The organism is Halalkalibacter sp. APA_J-10(15) (genome assembly GCF_023017105.1).
Lineage (GTDB): Bacteria > Bacillota > Bacilli > Bacillales > Bacillaceae_D > Halalkalibacter.
On the sequence record NZ_JALKEV010000015.1, the window covers coordinates 1 to 17,885 of the forward strand.

Sequence of the window (17,885 nt, forward strand, 5' to 3'; positions counted from 1 at the left end):
ACTCAATTCTACAACGTATGCGTGAGCTTGCTACACAAGCAGCGAACGATACTAACGTTGATGTAGACCGTGGGGAAATTCAGAAGGAAATCGATGCATTAACTTCTGAAATCAACCGTATTTCGAACACTACTGAATTCAACACTCAAAAGCTATTAAGTGGTGGTTCTAATGGCGGTGGATCATTTACTGCTAACTTCCAAATCGGTGCAAACCATGGTCAAAGCATGGAAATTGAAATCTTCAACATGAGTGCTGCGGCTCTTGGTTTAGAAGGTGACAATGGAGATGCTGCTGGGGTTGGTGCTTCTGTAGATGAGTTAACTGAAAATGGTACAGTAAACAATGCTCAATTTAGTGGGAATGGTGTTAATAACGGAACAAACAATACACCAACTGGTTCGGCTCTTGATGTAACAAGTCATGAAGCGGCAGCAGCTGCGATCGAGCAAATCAACCACGCAATCGAAACAGTTTCAGCACAACGTTCTTCACTTGGTGCGTTCCAAAACCGTTTAGAGCACACAATCTCTAACTTGGACAACTCTTCTGAGAACTTACAAGCTGCTGAATCACGTATTCGTGACGTTGATATGGCGAAAGAAATTATGGAGTACACTCGTGCGAACATTCTTTCTCAAGCTTCTCAATCAATGCTTGCACAAGCAAACCAACAACCACAATCAGTTCTTCAACTTCTTGGATAATCGATTATTGGTTGAAAAAGACTCTGTATTTTTTACAGGGTCTTTTTTTGTGTGTGAATAGCAGCCCATTAATTTACAGAAAGTCCTTTTCTTTAAGGCTAAACTTCTAAGTCTAAATGACGATATAATAGGTAGAAGAGTGTAGAAAGTTGAGGGTTATTCTATGAAATTGAAGATTTATGACGAAACATACCAATATCATAATGAAATATCGGTATTAGAGGATGTTTTCAAGAAAATTAATGACATGATTGAGCAATCAGATGAATTTTTTAGTCATTTAGAAGTAGATCAAGCTGAGGTTTATGAGAATCATGATGCTTATTTAGTGGAACATATTGCTTCAGTGAAAGAAATTACAGTCGTTATGAAAACAAAGAAAGAAATTTTAATCGAAACGATTCAAACGACAGAAGTCTATCTCACGGGCGCATTACCAGAGGTTGAAGCGTTATCAGAAGCATTCTATCAAAATCCAACAGAGCAAACATGGGATACATTCGGACAATTAGTTGAAGGAATGAATTGGCTCATTCAATTAGTTCAATCTATTAAACAAATTGACTTGGAAGTACCGTATATGGAGCAATATGTCGAATCATTAACGACAATGGAATCAGAGCTCCCTACTTTATTAGAGGCTGTAGAAAACAAAGATGCGATTTTGATTGCGGATATTATAAATTATGAGGTGCTCCCTGCTTGGAAACAATTGAAATCAACAGCAACGAAGACGATTGATGAGATTGGTACTCGTCCTGAAGCTAACTAGAAAGAAGTGTTCTATATGTATAAAGGAAAGAAACTATTAATTATTGGTGGAACGGGAACGATTGGTCAGCATTTATTACAAGAGCTACTAACGTATCACCCGGAAGTGATTAGAATATTTAGTCGGGATGAGTATAAGCAATTTGAAATGCAACAGCAATTCCAAGAGTATCGGAACATTCGCTATCTGATCGGTGATATTCGTGATGAGAAAAGGGTTTCAAGAGCAATGGAGGATATTGATTATGTGTTCCACCTTGCAGCGATGAAGCATGTTCCGGCGTGTGAATACAACCCTTTCGAAGCAGTGAAAACAAATGTATTAGGCACGCAAAATGTCATACAAGCAGCATTAGAAAATGGTGTAAAGCGTGTTCTATTTACAAGTACGGATAAAGCGATCGCTCCGTCCAATACATATGGTGCGACAAAGCTTACTGCTGAACGGTTGATTTCGGCCGCTCAATATCAAAAAGGACCGAAAGAAACGATTTTCTCATCTGTTCGTTTTGGAAATGTGATGGGGTCAAGAGGGTCAGTGATTCCGTTATTTAAAAAGCAAATTGTTGAAAAGGGACGAATTACGATTACAGATGGTTCGATGATTCGCTATATGATGACTCCTTCGCAAGCGATCCAGTTAATTTTAAAAGCGAATGAAATTGCTCAAGGTGGAGAAGTATTCGTATTAAAAATGCCTATTATTAAGTTACATCATCTAGCTGAAGTGATGATTGAAGAGATAACAAAGACATGCAGAATCAATAACAATGTGGAAATAAAAGAGATAGGCTTACGACCTGGTGAGAAGCGGTATGAAGAGCTGATGACAGAGGATGAATCGAGAATTGCAACGGAAATTGAAGAAATGTACATTCTCCCACCACCATACGGAGCAAAAAATAATTCATACCAAGGCGAGCGGAGTACCAATCATTACCAGCTTCCAAGCGATTCGGACGCTATCCCGAAAGAAACGGTTAGAAAGTGGCTTATAGAGGAGCAATTGATATAAAACAGCAATACTGATGAAGTGTACGGGAGGTTTAACATGTTAGTAGATAATATTCAATACTTACGAAAGCATTATCGTTACATCCGAGAATTAATACAAAAGTATGAACCTCAACTCAAAAAAGAACCAATGGAATCGATCCAATCTCGTAAAGGCTATCCTACCCTACAAATAACAACAAATGAACGTCAAACGTTCCTCCATAGTAAATATGATCCATTAAATGAAGCGAATAAGTGGATCGAGCAATATGCTGACCAAGTTGATCAATACGAGCATGTTTTATTTTATGGAATTGGGTTTGGTTATCATATAGAAGAATTTATGAAAAGATGGCCAAATAAAACCTTCTCTTTATATGAACCAAGCCCAGCTGTTTTCTACCACTTTATGAATCAGCGGAAGCTAACAGAGTTACCTATTCAACAAATGAGGCATTTATTTATTGAATGGACACAAGAAAGTGGTAGTCAATTTGTTCAGCAGTTTGCAAGAGAAATCAGTAAAAAGGTCCTTTTAATCCCTATTCCGAGTTATGAACGGATATTTCCGTCCCAATACGAGCAATTCTTAACAAATTATAGAGACTATGTACAGCTGAAAAGCTATTCACGAAATGCGGATTATTTCTTTGGGAAAAGATGGACGGTAAACAGCCTTATGAACGTACCTACTACGTTAAACACGCCTAATATCTTTGAAAAAAAGGATGTGTTTAAAGGGAAGCCGGTTCTCATTGTTTCCGCCGGACCTTCATTACAGGATGAGTATGAAAATTTACGCTATATTAAAGAAAAGAAACTAGCGTATATAATCGCGGTAGGTTCTGCCAATAAAGCATTAATCGCTCAAGACATTATGCCAGATGCTGTTTGTACGTATGATCCACAGCCACATAACTTTAATGTTTTTAAACCGATGTATGAAAAGAACATTTCATCTGTACCGATGATCTATGGTACGACAGTTGGGTTTGAAACGTTAGATTATTATCAAGGACCTAAGCTTCACTTTGTGACAACGCAAGATGCGGTAACTCCTGCCATTACTAGAGATGAATCGATCCCGAAAATAGATGATGCTTTTTCTATTGCGATCGTAACATTACAGCTAATGGCTACATTAGAGGCGGGCTCAATTATTTTAGTAGGGCAAAACTTTGCTTTTAGAGAGAACCTTTATTATTCCAATGATATTAATCGAGGGAATGAATCAGCTGAGCTTCAGGAAAAGGATATAAAAGAAAGTCTGTACGTTGAAGATGTGCATGGTGGTCAAGTGAAAACGAACTCAGCCTTTAACCAAATGAGACTTTCAATCGAGTCATATATAAAACGATATGCAAATGTGAATGTTACAAATACGACGAAAGATGGTGCAAAGATTGAAGGTGCACCTTTCATTCCTCTTGAACAAGTCATAAAAGAAGAGTTAACAGCGGCAGTAGTGAAGGAAGATTGGTATGTAGATGAGAGTAATGACCGATATCTAACAATGAAAGACTCCATTCAAAGCATGTATCAATCAATTATCCAATTTATGAAGGATTGTTCCAACGTATTTGCTGCTTTCGAGAACATAGAGCATAGCTTAAATCAAAAGAACCGTGCAAAGATTGAGCTAGGGTTTGTGGAATACGATAAAGCCTTTAAGCAATTTGTGTCTAATCAGTACGGGAAAGTGATTATCCAACCTGCTACACGAGATGTTTATAAAACTTTTGTAGACCGGCTACAGGAAATAAAGCATATCCCAGATGTCTTTAGCAAAGCTAGCTCCTTACTAAAGGAATCAAGTTTGTACATGAATGCGTGTCGACTGATGTTTAATGAATTGACTCCATTTGTTAAGAAACAGTTAAGTGAAGGTCAAAATGAAACGATAAATTATCCAAGTAATTGTGGAGTATTCCGTTATTCCAGTCGTTGGGAAAGAGATTATTTAACGATCATTGATGTCAAAAATGGCAAAAAGGCAACTCAGCTCCCAATCGAGCAAACAGCGAAAACAGGAGAAACGATAAAATTCAACTTTAAAGGAACAGCTCTTAAAGTAAAGGCTTGTACAAGAGAGGATTATACATCAAATGTACTTATAAAAATTGATGGTGAAGAGCAAAGTTTTTCTACTAGAAATCAAGATATCAAACAAAGCTATGTGTGTGAATATGATGAGGCTGTATTTACTTGTGAGGGTTTAGAGGATCAAATGCATCAAGTAGAGATTGAGCTACTTGAGGATAAGCCTTTTGTTTTTACAGGAGTGGAAGTTGGAGAGGGCAGAGTCTTCCATATCGATGAAGTAACGGATGTTGAGTCACTAGAAGTAGGAAAACGAATTAGGTGCCATTATAAAGCTACTTATAATAAGGTTGGGGAGTTTTCTAACCTAGGAAAAGCGGTAGGGGCATTTATTCCACCGGAATCGGCAGCTTATCCAGATGGTGATTTTTATTTTATTATGGTCGATGTTGAAGAGGGGAAGAAGAAGCTGATTGCGGATCGGAATGTGCAGCATAGTATTTCGTGGGATTCATTAGAATATTTTGGAGTCCCTAAAGGGAAAAAGTTGAATTTAGATCGTGAAGAAGCATTTATAAGGTTACTTTTAGGGGGAAGTGCTTTTAAAGATCATAACAGCAACAAAAGCTTTGAAAATCAGCAATTAGGAGCATGGCCGCATACGAATGAATGGGATCAATTTGTAAACACAGAAGATTTTATTATAGAAGGTGTTGCAAGTTGGTGTAAAGATATGGCCGAAATAGGAATGAAAAACACATGGTATATTGGTAATGAATTTACTACAACGATCATTACAGAAGAAAAAAGACAAAATGGAAGAATCCTTAGAGGGAACTTTGATCACAAGTATTTATTATCATTGAATCGAAAGTTAATAAGAGAAAGTGAAGGTTTCAGACCTTTGATTCTAATATAAGGGGAATAAATAAAAGGGAGTTGAGTCCAACTGAAAGGTGTAATACTTGCTGGGGGAAAGGGAACTAGACTGTATCCTTTAACGAAAGTGACAAACAAACATTTATTACCAGTCGGTCAAGAACCAATGATATACAATCCAATTAAGCAGCTTATTTCAGCAGGAATAAATGATATTTTAGTGGTTACAAGTACAGAACATATGGGACATGTAGTTAACCTGCTAGGAAGTGGTAATCAATTTAAATGTGAATTTACTTATAAAGTTCAAGAAGAAGCGGCTGGAATTGCAGATGCCCTACTATTAGCAGAAGGTTTTGCAAACGGAGAGAAGATTGTAGTGATTTTAGGAGACAACATTTGTGACACTTCAATCAAAAGAAATGTACAAGCTTTTGAAAAGCAAGATAGGGGAGCGAGGGTATTACTAAAAAAAGTAGGTGATCCTGAGCGATATGGGGTAGCTGCTATTGATGAAAGGAAAGTTATTCAAATTGAAGAAAAGCCAATGGCTCCTAAGTCTGATTATGCAGTAATTGGTTACTATATGTATGATGATAGCGTGTTTGATTATATAAAAAAAATCGAACCATCGGGTAGAAATGAATTAGAAATTACTTCTGTTAACAATATATATATCCAGGACAATCAGTTGGAATACGATATTCTAGAGGGGAACTGGACAGATGCAGGGACTATTGAATCATTGCAATATGCTAATGAGATCATGTATCGAACAAGTAATAAAATACTAGATTTTTAAGGTGAAGGATAATGGATTTAAAGGAGAAGTAGGATGCTTTATTTTATAACAGGCGGTGCTGGTTTCATTGGAGCAAATTTCATTCACTATATGTTTAATAAATATAAAGATAAAATAACTATAGTGAATATTGATAATCTAACTTATGCAGGTGATGAAGAAAATTTAAAAAATATAGACTCTGTTTCTAAAGAAGGTCAGTACTTTTTTGAAAAAGTTGACATTTGTAATAATGAAGAAATAGAGCGCTTATTTCATAAATATAGACCTGATTACGTTCTTAACTTTGCGGCTGAGTCTCATGTCGATCGAAGTATTAAAACACCGCAAAAATTTTTGAAAACAAATATTTTAGGTACACAAGTTTTATTAGATGCTTCATTAAAGTACGGTGTTAAAAGGTATCATCAAGTTTCTACCGATGAGGTCTATGGATCCTTAACGGATGTAAGTGACTTCTTTACTGAAACCACCTTATTGGATCCTAGCTCCCCCTATTCAGCTTCAAAAGCATCAGCTGATTTAATATGTCAGGCGTACTATAGAACGTATCAGCTGCCTATTACAATTAGTAGATGCTCCAATAATTATGGACCATACCAACATCAAGAAAAGCTGATACCTATGATCATTCATAAAATTATAGAAAGAAAAAGAATACCTATATATGGTGATGGTTTAAATGTTAGAGATTGGTTATATGTAGAAGATCATTGCTCTGCATTAGATATCATTTTACATCATGGGGAAGATAACCAAGTTTATAATATTGGTGCTAATAATGAAAAAACAAATATTGAGGTTACCTTGAGCCTAATCAATCAAGTAAGAGACATTCTATCTATTAATCGTAGTGATTTTATTGATGTTAATGGGGATTTAATAGAATTTGTCGAAGATCGGAAAGGTCATGATAGAAGGTATGCGATAGATAGTACTAAATTAAAAAATTCATTCAATTGGAGCGCTACTATTGACTTTAATGAAGGAATCAAGCGTACTGTTGAATGGTATTTAAAAAGGCTTCATTTAATATAGCGATAAGGAGATAACAAATGGCTGAAAGGTTGATAGAAAACAAACCTATCCCTGTAACAGAACCATCTTTTCCACCTTTAGAGGAGTACGTCGAGTACTTGAAGGAAATTTGGGAAAGCAAACAACTAACTAATAATGGTTCAATGGTGCAGAGACTCGAAGCAGAACTGAGAAAGTACTTAGGTGTAAAGCATTGTTATTTTGTGACTAATGGTACTATGGCATTGCAGTTAAGTATGAAAGCACTAAATCTAACTGGTGAGATTATTACTACACCATTTTCATTTGTTGCTACTACATCGGCTATAGTCTGGGAACAGTGTACTCCAGTATTTGTAGATATAGATCCAAAAACTTTAAATATAAATCCCGATTTAATAGAAGAAATGATCACAGAAAAAACAGAGGCTATTTTAATTACTCATGTTTTTGGAAATCCTTGTGATGTTGATCGAATTGAAGAAATTTCCAATCGTCACAAATTAAAGGTGATTTATGATGGTGCTCATGCTTTTGGAGTAGAGTATAAAGGACAATCCTTGCTATCGTTTGGTGATATTTCTACTGTGAGTTTTCATGCTACTAAGCTATTTGGTACAGTTGAGGGCGGCGCAGTCATTACAAACAACGATGAAATAGCACACAAAATCGAATACATGAGAAACTTTGGAATGAGTAATGGAGAATTATGGGGATTAGGGATTAATGCAAAGAACTCTGAATTGCATGCTGCGTTTGGGTTGTGTATGTTACCGAAAGTGAATGAACTTATTTCTAGCAGAAAAGTAGTTAGCCAAACGTATGATAAACTATTTTTCACTAGTAGTCTAGGTATTACAAAGCCTTCATTAGTGATGAAGACTAGATATAATTATGCATATTATCCAATCCTCTTATCAAATGAGAAAATATTGTTAAAAGTTATGAACAACCTTCAAACAGAGGGTTTTTTTCCTAAAAGATATTTTTATCCGTCATTAAATACATTGTCATATGTAACTTATCGATCAAAGGCCATTTCTGAAGAAATTTCAAAGAAGACACTGTGCCTTCCTTTATATAGTAACTTAACAATTGAAAATGCAGAGGAAATTGTGAATAACATTATTGAAAGTATATAATTTATGCTTCTAATTTGTGGAGGGTTAGGTGTGGATAAGAAAATAAAAATTTTAGTAACGAGTATTGGCAGTTTAGTTGGTCAAAATATTCAGGAATCTCTTGAATTTAATGCTTCAAATAGAAGAGATAAGGTAAATTTAATTGGAACAAATAGTATTGCGGAAAGCCCTAATAATTATAAATGTGATTATTGTTATTTAGTCCCTAATACAAGTACTAATGAGTATGAATTGATAATAAAAAAAATAATCCGTGAAGTTGAGCCTGACCTAATTTTAAGTGGTAGGGATGAGGATACGGAAGCTATATACAGAATAATGGAATCAAATCCAGACCTAAAAGGGAAAGTACCTTATGGTAATTTAGATACACTATTATTTGCACTTGATAAAATGAAAACATGGGAATTTTCTAAAAAGTACAAGCTTCCCTTTGCGGAATCAATTGAAGTAAAGAAAAATAGTGACAAAAAAAGCTATTTGGATTTTATTAAGAAAGTTGGTTTTCCTTTGATAGCAAAACCGGTAAGAGGTTATGCTTCAAAGGGTGTATTCTTTATTAGGAACAATGAGGATATCAACTTTGTTTTAGAATTGGATGGATACATGTTACAAGAGTATCTGGGAGATCCAGAATTACTTGAAACTTATTTTAGGTTAATGGAAGGTCCAATTCCTTTGTTCTCTCATGCACCCAATGTTATTCACTATTCATGTCATACAATACTAGCACCAAATGGTGAAATTGCTCCCGTATTCATTTCAAAAAATGAGCATGATGCAGGAAGGACTCTAGGATTTACAAAAGTTGAAAATAAAGATTTGGAAAAATTGACATTAGATTATGCTAATGCATTATTTAAAGAAGGTGGAGCAGGCCCTGTAACTGTGCAATTTAGAAAAGATAGAAATGGAAAGTGGAAGGCTCAGGAAATGAATATGAGAACTAACGGTAATACATTTCCACGATTAATGTTAGGTCAAGATGATATTGGATTAATTATTAAATATTTTGTCAGCGACTTTGATTTCCCGATTCTAAAAAATAAAGATGAAAATAATTATCTAGTCAGTAAAAGTCTGCTGAGTAACTTTATAAATAGTAATGAAATAGAAACATTAAGAACAACAAAAAAATGGACAAAAGCAAGTGAGGAGATCGAATGAATTCATCTGATAAAATAGCTCAACTTGTCTGTAATACTCAATATGATGATTTGCCAGAGGAAATTATCTTGAAAGTCAAAAGAGCAATCATTGATACTATAGGAGTTACATTAGTAGGAGCGCAAGATCCAATTGGACACAAAATGAGGACATTTGTAAAGGGTGAATCTCTAACCCCAGACTCTAGTGTTATTGGGGGAGGATTTAAGACTAGCTTATCAGCGGCAACTCTTGCAAATGGGACAATGGCACATATTTTAGATTATGATGATTCAGGGGCAAACACTCAAGGACATCCAAGTGCACCGATTTTACCAGTATTATTAAGCTTAGCTGAACGCTATCATATTGGTGGAAAAAAAATAATAGAGTCATACGTTGTTGGTGTTGAACTTTTTTCGTGTTTATCTAAAGCAATGCCGATGTTACATATGAGAGGTTGGCATCCGACAAAGGTGTTAGGTACTTTAGCTGCCACGGTTTCAGCGGCAAAAATCTTAGATTTAGATTATTCACAAGTTAAAATGGCAGTAGGTATTGCTGGATCTCAAGCATCAGGGTTAACTATGAATTTTGGAACAATGACCAAAGCATTACACGTAGGAAACGCTGCTCAAAGTGCAATTACTTCGGTGTTGCTAGCTAAAGATGGTTTTACTTCATCAGACAATATATTTAAGAATGATGGGGGGTTCTTAGAAGTATATTCGAATCGAGAAGAGGATGATTTAATAAGAAGTTTAGAGTTATGGGGTAAGCCATATTCAATCATTCAACCTGGAATTAGTGTGAAAAGATATCCATCTTGTGCATTAACGCATAGAGCAATAGATGGTGTAATTGATATGAAAAATAGTCATGAATTCACTTACCAAGATATTGAAGAATTAGAATGTCGAACCTCTCCTAGAGCATTACATGTATTGAAATATAAGAAGCCTCAAACTATTTTGGAAGCAAAGTTTAGTATGCAGTATGTATTATCTGCAGCTGTAATATTTGGTAAAGTAGGCTTGAGCGAATTCACTGAGGAGAAGCTTAACAACTCTGAAGTTATCAGATTAATGGAGAAGGTGAAAGTTAGAGTTCATAATGATTGGGAAGAAGGAGACAACCTTAGGGAAGATGAGGTTGTTATTACTTTATATTCTGGTCAAACAATTAAGAGAAAAATTAAATTTGCTAAAGGGTCGGCACTTTCACCTATGAGTCTAGAAGATCTAATTGATAAATATGTTGACTGCGCTAGTTGTTATCTAAATACAGACGAAATAAATAGTTCATTAGAGCTATTACTTGATTTTGAAAAATTAGATAGTATCAATAGGTTGATGTCGATTATTTCAAAAACAGCGTAAGAGCTCAGTTAAAGGAGTGACAATATGAAAAAATTGAATTCAACAGGCCCAACTATACATGAAACTGCTAAAGTTAGATTTAGTCAAATTGGAAAATGGACTGAAATCGATGAACGGGTTCGAGTTACGGAAAGCAATATAGGAGATTACTCATACGTGTTACATGATTCAGAAATGATATACACTACCGTTGGGAAGTTTTGTGCGATTGCCCCTTTCACGAGAATAAATGCTGGAAATCATCCAATTTCAAGGCCTGCTCTTGCCAATTTTACTTACAGGTCTTCTCAGTATGACCTTGGTGAAAATGATCAAAATTTTTTTCAGTCGAGAAGAGAGCAAAAAGTTACAATTGGTCATGATGTTTGGATAGGACAAGCAGCTTTAATTATGCCTGGTGTGTCTATTGGTACGGGTGCAGTAGTTGGAGGGGGGGCTGTAGTAACAAAAGACGTTGCGCCCTACACTATTGTTGCTGGAGTCGAGGCAAAACCGATACGAAGAAGGTTTAGCCGTGAAATTGAAAATGCATTATTAAGGATTGCCTGGTGGGATTGGGATCATAGTAAGATTAAAGACTCTATGGCTGACTTTCGAAATCTGTCAATAGAAGAGTTTTGCGGAAAATATGATCCAAAAGAATATTGAAGGAGGTTTAATGTTGTTGTGGGGAGTTCTCATTGTAACAAGCCTATCATCAGTGTTTGTTGTATGACTTATAATCATGAGAGCTTTATCTCTGATGCGATTGAAAGTTTTTTGATGCAAAAAACTGATTTTGATTTTGAGATAATAATACATGATGATGCATCAACAGATAAAACAAAAGAAATAGTTGAATATTATGAAAAAAAATACCCAAATATCATTAAGCCCATTTATCAAAATGAAAACCAATACTCTAAAGGTATTAGAAGAGTGACTGCACAATTTTTAATCCCCAAAGCAAAAGGAAAATATATAGCTTTATGTGAAGGGGATGACTATTGGACCGATCCATATAAGTTGCAGAAGCAGTTTGATTATATGGAAGCGAATCCTACATGCTCTCTATGTACTCATGCAACAAAGGTTATAACGTTTAATAAAATGATGAATGAAGAAGAAGACATTCGAAAACCATCAGATAATAATATAGTTAGGTCTAATGATGAAATAATTATGCAGGGGGCTGAAATAAACCATACATCATCATTTTTTTTCCAAAAAAGAATATTTAATGACCTCCCAAATTGGTACTTTTATTCTACAGGTGATGATGCTTTAAGGCTATTATGTATATCTCATGGATATGTTAGTTATTTAGATGGAATCATGTCCGTTTATCGGAAAGGCATAGTAGGTTCTTGGTCTAACCGTGTAAGGAATCATAAATGGAATCGTATTAAGCTATATGAAAATAAATTAAAATTGCTTGAGGAATTTAACAAAAGCACATTGAAACTACACGATGGAATTATAACTAAAAAAAAGCAAAAAGTATTATATACGCTGGAGTTCTATAAAAAGATAGCAAATGATGGGGAAATATGGGCAAGGGCGATTATTAATTACATGCATAAACAAAAAGATAAAGCAATTAAAGTTGCTATTTTTGGAGTGGCGGATACTGCTAAAGAAATAAAGAAACATCTTAATGATCATAATGTTGGCGTATCGCTGTTTTTAGATAATTATCATTATGGACAGACTGTGGAAAACGTACATATCGTTCATCCAGAAAGCTTAGTCGAAAATAAAAACGGTATTAATTTAGTAATTATTACTGTTTGGGGAAAACAATATGTAGAAATAAAAAAACAATTACTAGATTATAATCCAGCTTTAAATGTACTAACTATGAATGATATTAGCGAATATTAGATTAAGGTAACTTAGTTTATCAATACTTCAAAAAAGGTGAGTAGATGAATAATAGTAAAGCCATTGACTTTTTTGCTTGGAAACATCATTACTTCGAACATTTATTTCCTATATGGGAGTCACTTCCTCCAAAATATAAAGGAAATTTTTATGTGAGTACTCACATACATGAATTGAACCGATTTTCTATACCTACAATTGATGATCATTTTAAGATATCTAGTAATCTACAGCACATAATTCATGAGTTATCTAAACAGAAAAATCGACTTCTTGTTATTCCTAGTATGTATGGTGATTTTATTGATACAATTAATAGACCTATTGCTTTAGTTAGTCATGGCGCTGGTCAAACCTATAAAGAAAAAGAGTATACGCTAGTTCCATTTCGAAAAAATGTTATTCTTGACATCCTTCCAAACGATCATATTGGACAAGTTTTTAAGGAAAGGTATCCTAATACTACAATAGAAGTTGTTGGTTGTCCTAAGTTAGATGAATGGTATAGAAATTTTGAACCTCCTCAAAATCCAAGGCCGGTAATATCTCTATCGTTTCACTATGATCGTAATTTTGTACCCGAAACGAGAACGTCGTTCCCGCATTTTAAAGAGTCTTTAAAATGCTTAGCAGAAGAAGCTGAAAAGAAAAATTGGTGTGTATTAGGCCATGGGCACCCTCTAATGATTGAAACATTAATTCCGTACTATGAAGAATACGGATTTGAAGTTGTTAAAGATTTTAATGAAGTCATGAATAGAGCTGATTTATATATATGTGATCATATGTCTACATTATATGAATTTGCAAGTACGGGAAGGCCTGTAGTGGTGTTAAATGCTCCATGGTATAGACGAAGAGTAGAGCACGGCTTACGATTCTGGGAGTTTGCTAATGTTGGTATAAACTGTGATGAACCTAATCAATTCATTTCCTCTATTGAAAAGGCTTTGGAAGATCCATTAGAGCAGAAAGAATTACGAAAAAAGGCTGTTCAAGGAGTATATAAGTATACTGATGGCAGGGCATCAGTAAGGGCAAGCAAGGCATTGGTGAAATTTGTCGAAGCAAATAAAGTTCACTTACCATCAAGAAGACAGACTCAGGTAAAAGGTTATTCCGGAATTAATACCCTTTTGAAAAAGCAAATAGATACAAGCAATAGCAAAATTATCATATATGGTGCTGGGGATCATACAACAAGGTTATTAAATAAATTGGAAAGCATTAATGTTATTGCCGTTGTTGACAAGGATCCTAGCAAGGTCGGAACGTACATTGATGAAATTCCTGTGCATTCTAAAAATATGATCAATCAATTAGGAGCAGATGTTATTTTAATTTCATCCCAAGCTTACGAAGAAGTGATCTATGAGGATTTAATCAAAGAATTTAAAGATTTGAAAATTTACCCTTTATATAAAAGTAATCAATCCTTTGAAAAAGAGATTTTCCTAGAAATATACTCATGATAGAAAAGGGGATAAGAGATGAATATATCTGCAATTGTTCCTGCTTACAATACAGAAAAATATTTAAGGTTTGCATTAAATAGCTTAATAAATCAAAGCTATCCACTCGCAGAAATTATTATTATAGATGATTGTAGTCAAGACGATACTCTTAAGATAGCTAAAGAGTTTCAATCAAGGTTCAATGGATTGAAGATTATTCATCAAATAGAGAATAAAGGGGTTTCTTCAGCGCGAAACATTGGCATAAAAAGGGCTACAGGAGATTGGATATTATTTTTAGACGCAGATGATATAGTCGACAAAAACTTGTTAAAGAAGCAAGTAGACATTCTTTTAAGTCAATCCAAAAGTAATGTGGATAAATGGGTAGCGGTTTATCCTTCTTATGAGCAAATTGATAAAGAGGGTCAATCATTAGGGGACCTTATAAAAGGGAAACAAGTCCCTGCGAAGGAGTCATTTGGGTACTTTCTATTAAGAAACCAGATAATAACTCCTTCTGGACTATTAGTAAAAAAAGATGTGGTACTCGATTTAGGAGGGTTTGATGAATCTTTAGCTTTAAATGAAGATTGGGATTTATGGTTACGAATGTCCAAGCATTATGGCTTTTTATATGTAGAGGATGCAATAGCTAAAGTAAGAAGACATGAAAATAATACAACAAATGAAATAAGAAATGCTGTACACGGAGAAAATTCAATTTTAAACAGATTTAAGTTAGAAGAGATTAGGAATGCAATATTTAAACGGAACCTACCTTATAATCTTAATAAACTTGAATATACTTCTATGCTTTATCGTTTAGGCCATTGGGTTGACGGATATAACGAGATACAAAATATAAACGATAACGATTATGTTGCTGACCTGCTCTTCTTGAAAGCACTTTACAAAATAAAGAAAAAAGAATATGTTCGTGCTAAACACGATTTAGAATTAGTAGTAGCTAAGAACAGCAGTAATGGTGCGGCATTAAATAATTTAGGAGTTTTACAAGCTATTTTAGGTGATGTAAAAAGTGCAAAAAGGAATTTTGAAAAGGCGCTTGAATTATTTCCTGGATACTTAGATGCATCATATAATTTTGAGTTGATTAATAAAAATCAAAATAAGCATAATCTTGAATTTAAGATTACCTGGAGAACGTTAAGGAATTCATTATTAAGGTATAGCAAATAATACTATTAGGTTATTCCCCAATGCTTTCATTTGGGGAATTTTGTATGTTTGTTAATTATATCATATGCTAAAATAAATCAATAATAAAGCCGATATTACTAATAGTGATTAAAAGAGGGGTTATATAACATGAACACACAAAAACTACGCACTATCTTCGCAGAAAGTCTAAATATAGATGAATCACTTGTTACAGATGATTTAACTTATAATAGCATACCTGAATGGGATTCGATTGCTCATATGGCACTTGTGGCAGAAATCGATGATCAATTTGACATCATGCTTGATACGGATGATGTCATTGATATGAGTTCATTTGCTGAGGCGAAAAGAATATTAACGAAGTATGAGGTTGAATTTTAATGTTGTTGAAAGAGAAAGTAGCATTTATTACTGGTGCATCTAAAGGCATAGGTCGAGCCATTGCTTTAATATTTGCTGAACATGGTGCTAACGTCATTATAAATGGACGTGATGAAGAAGCATTACGTTATTTAGATCGGGAAATTCAAGATAAGTATGGATGCTCCTGCTTAGTCCTTCCCTATGATGTAACTGATCCTGATGAGGTGAAGTCTGCTTTTCGAATGATTAAAAAGGAATATGGTCGTCTTGATGTGCTTGTTAACAATGCAGGGATTCTTTCTGATGGATTAATCGGAATGGTTCAACCGAGTCAAATGAACCAGGTGATGGATGTGAATGTGCATGCTGCTCTTTATCATATGCAATATGCATCTCGTCTGATGATGAGACAAAAGAGCGGATCGATTGTTAATATTAGCTCCATTATGGGAGTAGTAGGGGAAGCTGGACAGGTCGTTTACGCTGCAAGTAAAGCCGCCGTTGTGGGAGCAACTAAGTCTGCTGCTAAGGAGCTAGCCTCAGCTAACATAAGAGTTAATGCTGTTGCGCCAGGTTTTATTGATACGGATATGACTCGTTCATTGGATGAGGAGAATTATAAGAAACGTTTATCAGCTATTAAAATGAAGCGAGCCGGTCATCCAGAAGAAGTGGCGACTGGAGTATTGTATTTAGCTTCAGATATGTCTAGTTATGTGACTGGTCAAGTATTGGGCATTGATGGGGGAATGATTGTTTAATGAAAGGGATGAACGTATGAAATTCTGGGAATTACAGCCAACCGAACATATTGCCATCATTGAACAGAATGGAAACACTCATACGTACGGTGATTTACAAAATAAAATTGGCCATTTTATAAATGAGATCGCATCGAATGATAAGAGACTTGGATTGATCCTGTGCCAAAATAGGTTACAGGATATCGTTGCTTATCTTGGTGCATTGCAAAGTGGAGATGCGGTCATGTTGCTAGATGAGAAGGCTCATAAGCCCTTAATAGACACAATCGTTACAACGTATAAACCAGACTGGATACATGCCGATCTTCAAAGTATTCATGCTGACTATGAACAAATAAAACACAATTTGTTCATTCGAAAAGAAAGTGAGAGCCTATCGATTTATCCAGAGCTTGCGGTTTTACTAAGTACGTCAGGTACTACAGGAAGTGTGAAATTTGTTCGTTTATCCTATTCTAATTTAGAAGCGAATGCAGCATCTATTGCCACATATTTGCAATTGGATCAAACAGAGCGCCCGCTATTAAGCTTACCTATGCAATATTCTTATGGGCTTTCAGTTATTAATAGTCATTTGAAGGCTGGAGCTACGTTACTTATCAATAATGAAAGTGTGATCTCTAAAGAGTTTTGGCAGAGATTCAATGAATGTGGAGCTACTTCATTTGCAGGTGTTCCATATACATATCAAATGTTACATCGACTTCGTTTTAATCAAATAGAGCTCCCTACATTACGCTCCTTTACTCAAGCTGGTGGGCGACTCTCGGCTAAACTAATTAATTATTTTCAGGAAAGCGCAAAACAAAAAGATGCTCGTTTCTATGTGATGTATGGACAAACCGAAGCGACTGCGAGAATGAGCTATATGCCACCAGAGTACCTTCAGAACCATATAGGTTCTATAGGAATAGCAATACCAGATGGTGAATTTTCAATTGATAAGGGCTCGAAGGAACTCATTTATAAAGGGCCGAATGTGATGTTAGGTTATGCCTTTTCTCGAATGGATTTAGAAAAGGGAGATGAATGTAATGGAGTGCTTTTTACAGGTGATTTAGCTGAAGTTAACAATGAAGGGCTCTATTCGATTATTGGAAGGAAGAACCGGTTTGTAAAGCTTTTTGGTTTGCGAATTAGTTTAGATGATGTAGAAAAGATGATAGAAAAGCAATTTCAACTTGTAGTTGCCTGCACAGGGACAGATGAACGGATGATCATAGCCATTGAAGAAGACCAATACCTGGATAAGGTGAAACGATTTGTTGGGGACGTCTACAGTATTCATCATTCTTCTTATAGCATCATCGTCGTTGAAGCAATTCCTCGCCTCACAAATGGAAAGATTGACTATACACAATTAATGGGGTGATC

The 17,885-nt window shown here is 35.1% G+C and carries 16 protein-coding genes; all 16 read left to right on the top strand.

Annotated elements, in window-relative coordinates; genetic code table 11:
• A partial coding sequence (locus MW695_RS16430) for a flagellin (protein WP_247106485.1) occupies positions 1–707 on the top strand: 707 nt, incomplete at its 5' end.
• 163 nt (positions 708–870) lie between these two features.
• Entirely contained in the window at positions 871–1,479 is a 609-nt protein-coding gene (locus tag MW695_RS16435; RefSeq protein WP_247106486.1) for a DUF8042 domain-containing protein, read from the top strand.
• Between the two features lie 15 nt (positions 1,480–1,494).
• Positions 1,495–2,493 (top strand): polysaccharide biosynthesis protein, encoded by a 999-nt coding sequence (locus MW695_RS16440; protein WP_247106488.1) that lies wholly within the window; start codon positions 1,495–1,497, stop codon positions 2,491–2,493.
• 36 nt (positions 2,494–2,529) lie between these two features.
• Positions 2,530–5,433: a motility associated factor glycosyltransferase family protein gene (locus MW695_RS16445; RefSeq protein ID WP_247106489.1), complete on the top strand. Its 2,904-nt coding sequence runs from the start codon at positions 2,530–2,532 to the stop codon at positions 5,431–5,433.
• Between the two features lie 30 nt (positions 5,434–5,463).
• Positions 5,464–6,195 carry a sugar phosphate nucleotidyltransferase gene (locus MW695_RS16450; protein WP_247106653.1) on the top strand — a complete coding sequence of 244 codons (732 nt, stop codon included), beginning with the start codon at positions 5,464–5,466 and terminating at the stop codon, positions 6,193–6,195.
• Positions 6,196–6,228: 33 nt separating this feature from the next.
• Complete coding sequence (gene rfbB, locus MW695_RS16455; RefSeq protein WP_247106491.1) at positions 6,229–7,233, top strand: dTDP-glucose 4,6-dehydratase; 1,005 nt, start codon at positions 6,229–6,231, stop codon at positions 7,231–7,233.
• Between the two features lie 17 nt (positions 7,234–7,250).
• Positions 7,251–8,354: a DegT/DnrJ/EryC1/StrS family aminotransferase gene (locus MW695_RS16460; protein ID WP_247106492.1), complete on the top strand. Its 1,104-nt coding sequence runs from the start codon at positions 7,251–7,253 to the stop codon at positions 8,352–8,354.
• Between the two features lie 30 nt (positions 8,355–8,384).
• A complete protein-coding gene (locus MW695_RS16465; protein ID WP_247106494.1) occupies positions 8,385–9,521 on the top strand; it encodes an ATP-grasp domain-containing protein in 1,137 nt (378 codons plus the stop codon).
• The gene (locus tag MW695_RS16470) at positions 9,518–10,879 is read left to right on the top strand and encodes an MmgE/PrpD family protein (RefSeq protein WP_247106496.1); all 1,362 of its coding nucleotides are present in this window, start codon (positions 9,518–9,520) and stop codon (positions 10,877–10,879) included. Before MW695_RS16465 ends, MW695_RS16470 begins: the two co-directional genes overlap by 4 nt.
• 24 nt (positions 10,880–10,903) lie before the next feature.
• Complete coding sequence (locus MW695_RS16475) at positions 10,904–11,527, top strand: DapH/DapD/GlmU-related protein (RefSeq protein WP_247106497.1); 624 nt, start codon at positions 10,904–10,906, stop codon at positions 11,525–11,527.
• Between the two features lie 18 nt (positions 11,528–11,545).
• A complete protein-coding gene (locus MW695_RS16480) occupies positions 11,546–12,742 on the top strand; it encodes a glycosyltransferase family 2 protein (RefSeq protein ID WP_247106499.1) in 1,197 nt (398 codons plus the stop codon).
• A gap of 44 nt (positions 12,743–12,786) precedes the next feature.
• Positions 12,787–14,214 carry a CDP-glycerol glycerophosphotransferase family protein gene (locus MW695_RS16485; RefSeq protein ID WP_247106501.1) on the top strand — a complete coding sequence of 476 codons (1,428 nt, stop codon included), beginning with the start codon at positions 12,787–12,789 and terminating at the stop codon, positions 14,212–14,214.
• An 18-nt stretch (positions 14,215–14,232) separates the two neighbouring features.
• Positions 14,233–15,399: a glycosyltransferase gene (locus tag MW695_RS16490; protein ID WP_247106503.1), complete on the top strand. Its 1,167-nt coding sequence runs from the start codon at positions 14,233–14,235 to the stop codon at positions 15,397–15,399.
• Between the two features lie 129 nt (positions 15,400–15,528).
• Positions 15,529–15,765 carry an acyl carrier protein gene (locus MW695_RS16495; RefSeq protein WP_247106505.1) on the top strand — a complete coding sequence of 79 codons (237 nt, stop codon included), beginning with the start codon at positions 15,529–15,531 and terminating at the stop codon, positions 15,763–15,765.
• Positions 15,765–16,508, top strand: a complete 744-nt coding sequence (locus tag MW695_RS16500; RefSeq protein ID WP_247106507.1) for an SDR family NAD(P)-dependent oxidoreductase — start codon at positions 15,765–15,767, stop codon at positions 16,506–16,508. Before MW695_RS16495 ends, MW695_RS16500 begins: the two co-directional genes overlap by 1 nt.
• The gene (locus MW695_RS16505; protein ID WP_247106509.1) at positions 16,501–17,883 is read left to right on the top strand and encodes an AMP-binding protein; all 1,383 of its coding nucleotides are present in this window, start codon (positions 16,501–16,503) and stop codon (positions 17,881–17,883) included. The genes MW695_RS16500 and MW695_RS16505 overlap by 8 nt, the downstream gene beginning before the upstream one ends.
• Positions 17,884–17,885 lie beyond the last annotated feature (2 nt).